We start from the raw sequence: 12634 nt of genomic DNA, 5'->3' as shown, positions 1-12634 counted from the left end.
TGTGCCTGCTGCAAATATTAACGCTATCCACTGCCTTTTGAAAAAATGGTGGTATAACCTTCTGGTTTTCCGATCCCGTATTGCCTTTCACCGCTATAAACGTTTTACTTAGCGCCGTTGTCGATCCATCCCTCTGTGAACAGAATAAAAGCAGCTTAAATCACCTGCGCTTTACCCTGCGATGAGCATAATGCGCTGACATTGTCAGCCAGCTCGCGGTTTATACGCAGCGAGGGGACAACACTAACCCAACTTCCACCGCAACATCAGTGACAGGCCGTATGACACATCGTTTAAATTCGAAGGACATTCTCGCGCTGGGCTTTATGACATTCGCCCTGTTTGTTGGTGCGGGTAACATCATTTTCCCGCCAATGGTTGGTATTCAGTCTGGCCAGCACGTCTGGACTGCCGCGATTGGTTTTCTGATTACCGCCGTCGGTTTGCCGGTAATGACCGTGATCGCGCTGGCCCGCGTCGGCGGTGGCGTGGATGCGCTCAGCACCCCGATTGGCAAGGTCGCTGGCATCGTGCTGGCCACCGTGTGCTATCTGGCTGTCGGCCCCCTGTTTGCCACCCCGCGCACGGCAACCGTCTCGTTTGAGATGGGTATTGCGCCGCTGACCGGTGATGGCGAGTTGCCGCTGTTTATCTATAGCCTGATCTATTTCGCGCTGGTGATTGGCGTGTCGCTCTATCCGGGGAAGCTGCTCGACACGGTAGGGCACTTCCTTGCGCCACTAAAAATTATCGCGCTGACCGTACTGGGCGTGGCTGCACTGGTCTGGCCCGCAGGCGGGACCATTCCGGCAACCGCGGATTATCAGCGTGCGGCCTTCTCCAGTGGGTTCGTTAACGGTTATCTGACCATGGATACGCTGGGCGCGCTGGTCTTTGGCATCGTAATTGTTAACGCCGCCCGTTCGCGTGGCGTCGATAATGCCGCGCTGCTGACCCGTTATACCGTTCTGGCTGGCTTGATCGCCGGTCTGGGCCTGACGCTGGTCTACCTCTGCCTGTTTAAACTGGGCGCGGGCAGCGGTGCGCTGGTGGATCAAAACGCCAACGGCGCAGCGATTCTGCATGCCTATGTTCAGCACACCTTCGGCAACATGGGCAGCTTCTTCCTGGCCGCGCTGATCTTCGTCGCCTGTATGGTTACTGCCGTGGGCCTGACCTGTGCCTGTGCGGAATTTTTTGCGCAATACCTGCCGTTATCGTATAAAACGCTGGTGTTTATTCTGGGTCTGTTCTCGATGGTGGTGTCGAACCTCGGCCTGAGCCACCTGATTCAGATTTCCATCCCGGTACTGACGGCGATTTATCCGCCTTGTATCGTGCTGGTGGTGCTCAGTTTCACCCTTAACTGGTGGAACAAGAGCAGCCGGATTGTCGCACCAGCCATGCTGGTCAGCCTGCTGTTTGGCATTGTTGATGCGATTAAAACCACCGGGTTTAAAGATTTGCTGCCCGCTTTCAGTCAGAATCTGCCGCTGGCCGATCAGGGTCTTGCCTGGTTGCCGCCGTCGCTGGTCATGCTGCTGATTGCCGCTGTTGTGGATCGGGTGAAAGGACCGGAACAGGTTGCCGTTCACTCGTAACAGAGCGCACTGATTTTTCTTTAACCACGGGCTTGCCCGTGGTTTTTTCATTTCACAGGTACAGGTTGTTATGCAAGAAACCAACAAGCTCAAACGCGGACTGAGCACGCGCCACATCCGCTTTATGGCGCTGGGATCGGCGATTGGCACCGGGCTGTTTTACGGTTCCGCCGACGCGATAAAAATGGCCGGACCGAGCGTGCTGCTCGCCTATATCATCGGCGGGGCAGTGGCTTACATCATCATGCGCGCGCTGGGTGAGATGTCCGTTAACAATCCTCAGGCCAGCTCCTTCTCACGCTATGCGCAGGACTATCTTGGGCCGATGGCGGGTTACATCACCGGCTGGACCTACTGTTTTGAAATCCTGATTGTGGCGATTGCGGATGTCACCGCGTTCGGCATTTACATGGGCGTCTGGTTCCCCGAGGTGCCGCACTGGATTTGGGTGCTGAGCGTGGTGCTGATTATCGGTGCCGTCAATCTGATGAGCGTGAAGGTGTTCGGCGAAGTGGAGTTCTGGTTCTCCTTCTTCAAAGTCGCCACCATCATCGTGATGATTCTGGCCGGTTTCGGCATGATCATCTGGGGACTCGGCAACGGCGGTCAGCCGACCGGCATCCATAATCTGTGGACCAACGGCGGCTTCTTCGCCCACGGCGTGGTCGGCATGCTGCTGTCGCTGCAGATGGTGATGTTCGCCTATGGCGGCATCGAAATCATCGGTATCACTGCCGGTGAAGCGAAAGACCCGGAGAAGTCGATTCCGCGTGCAATCAACTCAGTGCCGTGGCGTATTCTGGTGTTCTACGTCGGCACGCTGTTTGTGATTATGTCGATCTATCCGTGGAATCAGGTTGGCACCTCGGGCAGTCCGTTCGTGTTGACCTTCCAGCATCTGGGGATCGCAGCAGCTGCCTCTATTCTCAATTTCGTGGTGCTGACCGCGTCACTCTCGGCAATTAACAGCGATGTGTTTGGCGTGGGCCGCATGCTGCACGGGATGGCGCAGCAGGGGCATGCTCCGAAGGTCTTCATGAAGGTTTCGTCGCGCGGGATTCCCTGGGTGACGGTGGTAGTGATGATGTTCGCCATGCTGATCGCGGTGTATCTCAACTACCTGATGCCGGAAAAAGTCTTCCTGGTGATCGCCTCGCTGGCGACCTTTGCGACGGTGTGGGTCTGGATCATGATTCTGCTGTCGCAGATTGCGTTCCGTCGCAAAATTGGCAAAGAGGCGGCGGGTAAGCTGCAGTTTGCGCTGCCAGGCGGCAGTTTGACTGCCGGTGTCGGCGTGGCCTTCCTCTGCTTTATTATCGGGCTGATTGGTTATTTCCCCGATACCCGCATTTCACTCTATGTTGGTATGGTGTGGATTGTGGTGCTGCTGCTGGGCTATAAGCTGGTTCGTAAAACCCGCTAATCTCCTGTTCTGCTCTCCCGATTTATGGGGGAGCAGAGCACGCTATTCCCTTCTGTTTTTCCCCGTCTCTGATTATTTGTGTGATCCTCGCCACAACACCTTGTCCTTTTATCCGACGCTAATTTCCTGTCTGCGAAATAAGATCATGCATCACATTATTTCAGAAAATAATTGCGGGAATGATTATTTCAAATAGCAGAAATATCGCTGAAGAGGATCACCGGGAAAATGGACACAATGGAGCTTCGGGCGAGAGAGCGGGCGGCCACATGGGCGCTGGGAGTTAAAAAGTCAGGAAGGCAGAAATAAAAAACGGCGAAACCAGTCGCCGAAATACTCAAGGATTACAGGAAAATAGTTAATAAAGGGATGATTGACGGGACTATCGTAAAACAAATTGCGTGGCGCTGATAGTCAGGAGAATTAAATAAGAAAAGGTCGGAATGGCGTTAATTAACAGCGGTTAACATTATTAAGGCCGCATTGCGGCTGCGGCCTTAATTTGATTAGCCACAGACTCAGGGCAATATAACCGAAACCGGCAGCACAGCGCTGTTATCCAGGTTTTTTCGCAGCTGAGTCAGCGTAGATTGATAAGGGCAGAGCAGACCGACATCGGTGACTCTGCAGTCGGGCTGATGCCATTCCTGACGTAATAATGGATGTTTATCATCGATCGGCTGCAGCTGACGGATCCCATCCAGACTCTGCGCCTGAAAATAGATCCGCAAAAAACGTTTGCCGCTGTGGGTGTCGCGCCAGCGCTCCAGCACCAGACTGCTGCCTGGCGGAATGTTGCCGCGTGAATAGCCGGGTAACTGCCAGCTAAAGTCCATCAGGGTGCGCACCATCGCAATGTTGGTGTCATGCGCCACCAGAATCAGCCAGCGGGTCGGCGAGCTTTCAGAAGCAACCTCCTCCAGCAGGGTGTTGAGCAATATTGAGCCACGGCGCTGTGCCTGATAGAGGACATCATTGCTGAGATCGTAGTTTGCGGTCAGCAGTGGCAGCAGCGAGGTGATCTGCGCGGCCGAGGTGATGTGTCCCCAGGCGAGCTGATCAAAGGGCAGGTTTTCGCTGTAACCCAGTCGCAGCGTCTCCACCATGCTTGCCATCACACTCAGCCCGTAAACGTAAGTGTTGCCATTGCGGGTCTGCCGGAACGCCCAGGGCGCATCAAATAAGGGGCACTCTGTTGCGGCCGGGCAGACGGCGGCTTTTAACTGCCGGATTGCCGGTTGAAGCTGCTGTTGCAGCTGCGCCAGGTTGCCCGCTTTCTGCTGTTTCGCGGCCAGCTCCTGAGCGGGATCGATCTGGGTAGCCGTCAGCTTTTCCGTCTGAAACAGGGGATCGACATCGCCCGCCACGTGATGCACCGTCACGCCGCAGCCGGGAAATGCCCCGTCCGTCAGCGCCGCCGCCGTGGCGCGGGTGCGCTGCAGCGGACTGGCACGCACATAGACCTGGGCCGCGTCAGGGCAGCCCGCGTTCAGCAGGCCGAGCTGGCGATAGTGCTCGCCTTCCCAGCGTCCTTTATTCACCACGGCGCTGTAGCCGTGCCCGGTAAGCTCACCATCGGCCGTAGTCCACTGCGTCCAGGGGCGCTGGCTGGCGGCCTCAATCTCTTTGCGGTTGCCGGGTGTGGGCGGACGTACGCCGTGACGGCTCAGTTCGACCACTTTCTCCAGCTGGTAATCCGCCGCCTGTGACGCCGGGCTTAGCAGCCAGAGAGAACTGAGGATCAGTGCACAGCGGAACAGGACAGGCAGAGTCATTTACTCCTCCAGAGCGCGATTACCGGTCAGCGCTTTAATTTTTGGATAAAGGGCCGCATTTGCCAGCAACACCGGGTTGCCGTTTTTCAGTCCTTCGTTTCGCAGATAATCATTGGTGACACCGCCGGCTTCACGCATCAGGACGATGCCCGGCAGACTATCCCATGGATGCATATGCGCTTCGTAGTAGCCTATCAGTCGTCCGGCCGCTGCCCAGGCGCTGGTCAGCGCGCCAGAACCGATGCGAATAAACATACCACCCTGTTCCATTAAGCCGCTAATGAGGCGCGAGGTGCTTTCGCCCGGCGTCCGGCTGGAGTTGCTGATGCCGAGCAAACCCTCGTTGAGATGCTCAGCATCATGAACCTGCAGACGGCTCTCGTTAACCCACGCGCCCTGGCCTGTTCGTGCGTGAAACAGCTCCTGATGATTGGGATCGCAGACTACGCCGATCACCGGTTCGCCATTACAGACCACCGCCAGCGAGACGCACCAGTTCGGCAGCCCGTTGACGAAGCAGGCGGTGCCATCGATCGGATCGACGACCCAGATAAAAGGCATGCCCTCAACCTCGCCGCCACTCTCTTCACCATAGACGGCATCCTCAGGAAAACGCTCAGCAATTAACGACTTAATTAATGCTTCAACGTTTCGATCAGCCTCGCTGACCATATCCTGCAAATCCCTTTTGTGTTCCACGACCAGTGTCTGACGCTGCTGATACCATGATAAGGCCCGGCTGCCCGCCGCACGGGCGATGTCGCAGGCGTAACGATAACGCGCGTCTATTTCAGAATGCGAAGCGGATGACATCTTTTCCTCTTATGTTTTTTTTGGCATAACGAACGGAAGGTGCGCCTGAACAGGCGGTCTGGCTGTGATGTTTTCTTAACTATTGTTAAGAAAGGCTTCATTAAGCCGCAGATAAGCAGCAATGGCAAGATGGCGCAGAGGCGGGAGAGGGGCTTTTTATGCAGGCCAGAGCTGGCAACCGCCAGCCCGGCAGCAGAGGATCGGGTTTTACAGGGTTCTGCTGGAGGCCAGCGCCATTAAACGCGGATAAAAAACAAAAAACAGCGCTTCCAGCTGATCATAGTGTTCGGTGAAATCGTGGTAAGAGTCGCGCAGTGCCGCGAGGCGGGGACGGCGGCTGGCCATGCCGTGCAGCACCCGCTCCAGCCGTGCGGGCTGGGCATAATGCTCAAACCAGCGCTCGCGCCACATTACCGCGTTGAGTTCCTGAAACTCCACGGGCGTGTCTGCCAGTTGCGGCATGATTTCGTGCTCGGCGGCGGCAGAAAAGGCGACCAGCGTCTGGTCCGGCGTGAAGCGCTGCCAGTGACGGGCCAGAAAATGGTCCCAGATGACGTCCAGCGTAATGGGGGCGACGCGATAAGTCTCCGCACGGAACAGCTGTCGGGCGCTGCGTACTTCCGGCAGGGCATCGGTCATCACATCCAGACGACGATGCATCAGAATGCCGTCCGCGACAGGCGCAGACCAGTGCTGGTGCGGGTTTCCACGCACGAAGTCGGCCATTAAATTGCCGAGCAGGGAGCTGTCGGCCAGCTTAGCCAGATGGAGATGTGCAAGAAAGTTCATGCCGCATTATAGGCAGAACTGCCTTTGCGCAGCCAGTTGTTCAGAATTGGTCGTTTTTCCGCTAAACTGTGCCGCCTGTTTTTGCCTGAGAAAGAACATTTCAATGCGTGTCGCCGATTTTGCTTTTGAACTGCCCGAATCCCTGATTGCTCACTATCCCCAGGCGCAGCGCAGTGGCTGTCGCCTGCTGTCGCTCGATGGCTCCAGCGGTGCCTTGTCGCACGGTGTTTTCACCGACGTGCTGGATAAGCTGAATCCAGGCGATCTGCTGGTGTTCAACAACACCCGTGTGATTCCGGCGCGCGTCTTTGGCCGTAAAGCGAGCGGCGGCAAAATCGAGATGCTGGTAGAGCGGATGCTCGACGACAAACGCGTACTGGCGCACGTGCGTGCCTCGAAAGCGCCGAAGCCGGGTGCAGAACTGCTGCTGGGCGAAGATGAGAGCGTGAAAGCGACCATGGTGGCACGCCACGATGCGCTGTTTGAGATTGTCTTTGATGATGAGCGCGCGGTGCTCGACATCCTCAACAGCGTCGGCCATATGCCACTGCCGCCCTATATCGATCGTCCTGATGAAGAGGCGGATCGCGAGCTTTATCAGACCGTTTACAGCGCCCGTCCGGGAGCCGTCGCGGCCCCGACCGCCGGTCTGCATTTCGATGAACCGCTGCTGCAGGCGCTGAAAGAGAAGGGCATTGAGATGGCCTTCGTGACGCTGCATGTCGGTGCAGGTACCTTCCAGCCGGTGCGCGTCGAGAACATCGAAGAGCATCACATGCACGCGGAATATGCCGAAGTGCCGCAGGAAGTGGTCGACGCGGTGCTGGCCTGTAAAGCGCGTGGCAATAAAGTGGTCGCCGTCGGCACCACCTCCGTGCGTTCGCTGGAGAGCGCCGCCAAAGCGAGTCAGGATGCCCTGATTGCGCCGTTCTTCGACGATACCCAGATTTTTATCTATCCGGGCTATGAGTATCAGGTGATCGATGCGCTGATCACCAACTTCCACCTGCCCGAATCGACTCTGATTATGCTGGTCTCGGCCTTTGCCGGTTATCAGCACACCATGGCGGCGTATCACGCAGCCGTGGCTGAGCAATATCGTTTCTTCAGTTATGGTGACGCGATGTTTATCAGCAAAAATCCGCAGGCGCCGCTGGAAAAAGTGGGCGACTGATTTATTAACCGATAGCCGGAATCGCCTGTTACGCGACGAAGGTTATCTGCATCGGACTGTTTCTCCGATGGAGGCTTTGTGAAATTTGAACTTGATACCACAGACGGGCGCGCACGCCGTGGCCGTCTGATTTTTGATCGCGGTGTGGTGGAAACCCCTGCGTTTATGCCTGTCGGCACCTATGGCACCGTGAAAGGCATGACGCCGGAAGAAGTGCAGGAGACTGGCGCGCAGATCATTCTGGGTAATACCTTCCACCTCTGGCTGCGTCCGGGCCAGGAGATCATGAAACTGCATGGCGATCTGCATGACTTTATGCAGTGGAAAGGCCCGATCCTGACCGACTCCGGCGGCTTCCAGGTCTTCAGCCTGGGCGACATCCGCAAAATCACCGAAGCGGGCGTTCACTTCCGTAACCCGATCAATGGCGACCCGATCTTCCTCGATCCGGAAAAGTCGATGGAGATTCAGTACGACCTCGGCTCCGACATCGTGATGATTTTCGATGAATGTACGCCGTATCCGGCGGACTGGGACTACGCCAAACGCTCTATGGAAATGTCGCTGCGCTGGGCGCAACGCAGTCGTGACCGTTTCGACAGCCTCGGGAATAAAAATGCGTTGTTTGGCATTATTCAGGGCTCGGTTTACGAAGATTTACGAGATGTCTCGGTGAAAGGTCTGGTAGAGATTGGCTTTGATGGGTACGCTGTGGGCGGCCTGGCGGTGGGTGAGCCTAAGCAGGACATGCACCGTATTCTTGAGCACGTCTGTCCGCAGCTTCCGCAGGATAAACCGCGTTATCTGATGGGTGTCGGTAAGCCAGAAGATCTGGTGGAAGGCGTCCGTCGCGGCGTCGATATGTTTGACTGCGTGATGCCAACCCGTAATGCCCGAAATGGTCATCTGTTTGTGACCGAGGGTGTGGTGAAAATCCGTAATGCCCGATACAAAGATGACACTGCGCCTCTGGATGCGGAGTGTGATTGTTACACCTGTCGCAATTATAGCCGCGCCTACTTGTATCATCTCGACCGTTGTAACGAAATACTGGGCGCGCGTCTGAACACTATCCACAATTTGCGCTACTACCAGCGTCTGATGGCAGGTTTACGCCAGGCTATCGAAGAGGGTAAATTAGAGCGCTTTGTAACTGAGTTTTACCAACGGACGGGCAAAGAAGTTCCGCCATTAACGTCTGATAATTCATCAATGAGGGAAATTTAATGAGCTTATTCATTTCTGACGCCGTGGCTGCAGCTGGCGCACCGTCTCAGGGAAGTCCGTATTCTCTGGTGATCATGCTGGTGGTGTTTGGTCTGATTTTCTATTTCATGATCCTGCGTCCGCAGCAGAAACGTGCGAAAGAGCACAAGAAGCTGATGGATTCCATCTCTAAGGGTGATGAAGTGCTGACCAGCGGTGGCCTGGTAGGCCGCGTAACGAAAGTCTCTGACACGGGCTACGTAGCTATCGCGCTGAATGACACCAATGAAGTCGTCATTAAACGTGATTTCGTCGCCGCCGTGCTGCCTAAAGGCACTATCAAGGCGCTGTAATTCTTTCTTCCCTAAGGGAACTGCCGTGTTAAATCGTTATCCTTTGTGGAAGTACGTGATGCTGGTCGTCGTTATTCTCGTCGGCCTGCTCTATGCGCTTCCCAACCTGTATGGTGAGGATCCGGCCGTTCAAGTCACTGGTGCGCGCGGAAGCGCCGCCAGTGAGCAGACGTTGGATCAAATTCAGTCCGCATTAAAACAAGACAATATCCAGAGCAAATCGGTTGCGCTGGAAAACGGTGCGATTACCGCGCGCTTCAATAATACGGATGTGCAGTTACGCGCCCGTGAAGCGATCATGAAAGCGCTGGGTGAAAACTACGTTGTCGCGCTGAACCTTGCGCCAGCCACGCCGCGCTGGCTGAGTATGCTGTCAGCAGAGCCGATGAAACTCGGTCTCGATCTGCGTGGTGGTGTGCACTTCCTGATGGAAGTGGACATGGACACCGCGCTCAGCAAGCTGCAGGAGCAGAATGCTGACACGCTGCGTAGCGATCTGCGCACCAAAAATATCCCTTACACCACCGTCAACAAAATCGCGAACTACGGCGTGGAAATTCGTTTCCGTGACGCTGCCAGTCGTGATGCGGCGATCTCCTGGCTGTCCTCGCGTCATCAGGATCTGGTGATCAACAGCAGCGGCAGCGATGCCCTGCGTGCCACCATGAGCGATGCCCGTCTCAGCGAAGCGCGTGAATATGCGGTTCAGCAGAACATTACGATTCTGCGTAACCGTGTAAACCAGCTTGGCGTGGCTGAACCGCTGGTTCAGCGTCAGGGTTCCGATCGCATCGTGGTTGAGCTGCCGGGTATTCAGGATACGGCGCGCGCCAAAGAGATTCTGGGCGCAACCGCGACGCTGGAATTCCGTCTGGTGAACACCAGTGTGGATCCTGCGGCTGCGGCCAGTGGCCGTGTTCCGGGTGACTCTGAAGTCAAAGACATGCGTGATGGCCAGCCGGTCGTGCTCTACAAGCGGGTGATCCTGACCGGTGACCATATCACCGACTCAACCTCCAGCATGGATGAGTACAACCAGCCACAGGTGAACATTTCACTGGATGGCGCAGGCGGTAACATCATGTCCAATTTCACCAAGGACAACATCGGTAAGCCGATGGCGACCCTGTTTGTGGAGTATAAGGACAGCGGTAAAAAAGATGCCAATGGCCGTTCAATTCTGGTGAAACAGGAAGAGGTGATTAACGTCGCTAACATCCAGTCTCGCCTGGGGAACAGCTTCCGCATCACCGGTATCAACAACCCGAACGAAGCGCGTCAGCTGTCGCTGCTGCTGCGTGCCGGTGCGTTGATTGCGCCAATCCAGATTGTGGAAGAGCGTACTATCGGGCCGACCATGGGTCAGCAAAACATTACTCAGGGTCTGGAAGCCTGCCTTTGGGGTCTGCTCGCCTCGATCCTGTTTATGGTGGTGTTCTATAAGAAGTTTGGTCTGATTGCGACGAGTGCGCTGCTGGTCAACCTGGTGCTGATTGTCGGCATCATGTCCCTGCTGCCTGGCGCGACCCTGACCATGCCGGGTATTGCCGGTATCGTGTTAACGCTGGCGGTGGCAGTGGATGCCAACGTACTGATTAACGAACGTATTAAAGAAGAGCTGCGTAACGGGCGCTCGGTCCAGCAGGCAATTCATGAAGGCTATAAAGGCGCCTTCTCCAGTATTGTCGATGCGAACGTGACCACCCTGATCAAAGTTATCATTCTTTATGCGGTCGGCACCGGTTCGATCAAAGGCTTTGCTATTACCACTGCAATTGGTATCGCGACCTCAATGTTCACCGCGATTGTCGGTACCCGTGCCATTGTTAACCTGGTTTACGGTGGCAAACGCATCAACAAGCTGTCTATCTGAGGAGTGCGTTGTGGCACAGGAATATAACATTGAGCAGTTAAACCACGGGCGTAAAGTCGTCGACTTTATGCGCTGGGATAAGCTGGCCTTCATCATTTCAGGACTGCTGATTCTCGCTGCGATTGCGATCGTGGGTGTGCGTGGTTTTAACTGGGGCCTCGATTTCACCGGTGGTACGGTGATTGAGATCGCGCTGGAAAAACCGGCCGACCTCGACACGCTGCGCAGTGAACTGGTGAAAGCGGGCTTTGACGAGCCGCTGGTGCAGAACTTTGGCAGCAGCCGTGACGTCATGGTGCGTATGGCACCGGTTACCGGCCCGGCGGGTACGGAGTTAGGCAATAAAGTGGTGTCGGTGATCAACCAGACCACACAGCAAAACGCGACCGTTAAGCGCATTGAGTTCGTTGGCCCGAGTGTGGGTAGCGACCTGGCGCAGGCGGGTGCGATGGCGCTGTTGTCTGCACTGATTGCGATTCTGATCTATATCGGTTTTCGCTTTGAGTGGCGTCTGGCATTGGGCACCGTGCTGGCGCTGGCGCATGACGTGATCATCACTTGCGGCCTGCTGGCGCTGTTCCGCATTGAAATCGACCTGACGATTGTTGCCTCGCTGATGTCGGTGATTGGCTACTCGCTTAACGATAAAATCGTGGTCTCTGACCGTATTCGTGAAAACTTCCGCAAGATCCGTCGCGGCAGCTCTTACGATATTACGAACGTGTCACTGACTCAGACGTTAAGCCGTACGCTGATTACCTCGCTAACGACGCTGGCGATGATCCTCATCCTGTTCGTGTTTGGTGGTGCGCTGCTGAAAGGCTTCTCACTGACCATGCTGATTGGTGTGACGATTGGTACGATTTCATCAATTTATGTCTCTTCGGCGCTGGCGCTGAAGCTGGGCATGAAGCGTGAACATATGATGGTGCAGAAAGTGGAGAAAGAGGGGGCCGATCAGCCTTCTATCCTGCCTTAATCGCGCGTCAGACATAAAAACGGGCAGCCTTCTGGCTGCCCGTTTTTTTTTGCACACCTGCTAAGGATTAGCGGGTGCAGCAGGGGAGGTCCGGGCCGGTGCGTCACCGGTCACGTTATGCACGCGGACATAACCCAGTTGCTCCGGTGTCAGGCCGCTGAGGCGCAACGGGATGCTTGCCAAGTGCTGCGGGAGCAGCGAAGCAGGCACCGCCACGGTCTGACTCAGACTGTCGCTGCTCAGCGGTTTACCGGTCGCCGGGTCGAGTTCACCCCAGATCACCGTTGCATGCAGGGCGGGCAAAGGCCGATCGTCCATTGAACGCACAGTCAGGGTTGCCCGTGAGCCGCTGGCTTCAGCGGTAACCGGCGACAGCGTCAGTCGCAGCGTGCCGAGCTGAGTCTGCAGTGCTACCGGCGTATTCGCCTGCGGCACCAGCCAGGCACCCTGCTGCAGCTGGCTGTTGAGCTGCCCCTGGATCTCCAGCGCGCTGGCCTGCGTGGTCAGGTGCTGCATCTGCTGATTAAGCTGACTCACTTCCTGATGCAACTCTCTGACCTGCGGGGTGCTGGCCGTGCTGCTGCAGCCGCTCAGCGTGATCAAAGAGAGCGCCGCCGGAATCCAAACCATCCTGCTCATAAGTTATCC

Annotated in this window: 11 protein-coding genes; 7 read left to right on the top strand and 4 right to left on the bottom strand. The window is 56.0% G+C overall.

Annotated features, from left to right (window positions below; all coding sequences use genetic code 11):
- Positions 1 to 281 precede the first annotated feature (281 nt).
- Together brnQ and proY are read left to right on the top strand one after the other, a co-directional pair.
- Complete coding sequence (brnQ, locus tag PU624_RS18300) at positions 282 to 1601, top strand: branched-chain amino acid transporter carrier protein BrnQ (protein ID WP_283546107.1); 1320 nt, start codon at positions 282 to 284, stop codon at positions 1599 to 1601.
- 70 nt (positions 1602 to 1671) lie between these two features.
- A complete protein-coding gene (gene proY, locus PU624_RS18295; RefSeq protein ID WP_283546106.1) occupies positions 1672 to 3024 on the top strand; it encodes a proline-specific permease ProY in 1353 nt (450 codons plus the stop codon).
- Positions 3025 to 3542: 518 nt separating this feature from the next.
- Here the strand turns inward: proY and PU624_RS18290 are convergent.
- From PU624_RS18290 to PU624_RS18280, 3 genes are all read right to left on the bottom strand, one after another.
- Positions 3543 to 4799: a histidine-type phosphatase gene (locus PU624_RS18290; RefSeq protein ID WP_283546105.1), complete on the bottom strand. Its 1257-nt coding sequence runs from the start codon at positions 4797 to 4799 to the stop codon at positions 3543 to 3545.
- The gene (locus PU624_RS18285) at positions 4800 to 5612 is read right to left on the bottom strand and encodes an inositol monophosphatase family protein (RefSeq protein ID WP_283546104.1); all 813 of its coding nucleotides are present in this window, start codon (positions 5610 to 5612) and stop codon (positions 4800 to 4802) included.
- A gap of 207 nt (positions 5613 to 5819) precedes the next feature.
- Complete coding sequence (locus tag PU624_RS18280; protein ID WP_283546103.1) at positions 5820 to 6401, bottom strand: ACP phosphodiesterase; 582 nt, start codon at positions 6399 to 6401, stop codon at positions 5820 to 5822.
- A gap of 103 nt (positions 6402 to 6504) precedes the next feature.
- On the opposite strand from PU624_RS18280, the gene queA reads away from it, so the two are divergent.
- The 5 genes from queA (at position 6505) to secF (ending at position 11986) form a co-directional block, all read left to right on the top strand.
- Entirely contained in the window at positions 6505 to 7575 is a 1071-nt protein-coding gene (gene queA, locus PU624_RS18275) for a tRNA preQ1(34) S-adenosylmethionine ribosyltransferase-isomerase QueA (RefSeq protein ID WP_283546102.1), read from the top strand.
- Positions 7576 to 7653: 78 nt separating this feature from the next.
- A complete protein-coding gene (gene tgt / locus PU624_RS18270; RefSeq protein ID WP_013356969.1) occupies positions 7654 to 8802 on the top strand; it encodes a tRNA guanosine(34) transglycosylase Tgt in 1149 nt (382 codons plus the stop codon).
- Positions 8802 to 9134, top strand: coding sequence for a preprotein translocase subunit YajC (gene yajC, locus PU624_RS18265; protein ID WP_009091760.1), 333 nt, complete (start codon positions 8802 to 8804; stop codon positions 9132 to 9134). Before tgt ends, yajC begins: the two co-directional genes overlap by 1 nt.
- A 25-nt stretch (positions 9135 to 9159) precedes the next feature.
- On the top strand, positions 9160 to 11007 hold the full coding sequence (gene secD / locus PU624_RS18260) for a protein translocase subunit SecD (RefSeq protein ID WP_283546101.1): 1848 nt from the start codon (positions 9160 to 9162) through the stop codon (positions 11005 to 11007).
- Positions 11008 to 11017: 10 nt separating this feature from the next.
- Positions 11018 to 11986 carry a protein translocase subunit SecF gene (gene secF, locus PU624_RS18255; protein WP_283546100.1) on the top strand — a complete coding sequence of 323 codons (969 nt, stop codon included), beginning with the start codon at positions 11018 to 11020 and terminating at the stop codon, positions 11984 to 11986.
- A gap of 60 nt (positions 11987 to 12046) precedes the next feature.
- On the opposite strand, the gene PU624_RS18250 is transcribed toward secF, so the two are convergent.
- Positions 12047 to 12625 (bottom strand): SadB/YajI family lipoprotein, encoded by a 579-nt coding sequence (locus PU624_RS18250; protein WP_283546099.1) that lies wholly within the window; start codon positions 12623 to 12625, stop codon positions 12047 to 12049.
- Between the last annotated feature and the right edge of the window lie 9 nt (positions 12626 to 12634).

Origin of the sequence: Pantoea sp. Lij88, from assembly GCF_030062155.1 — a bacterium.
Classification (GTDB): domain Bacteria; phylum Pseudomonadota; class Gammaproteobacteria; order Enterobacterales; family Enterobacteriaceae; genus Pantoea.
The sequence above is the reverse complement of the archived record's forward strand: the minus strand, read 5'-3'. Positions and strand labels throughout refer to the sequence as shown.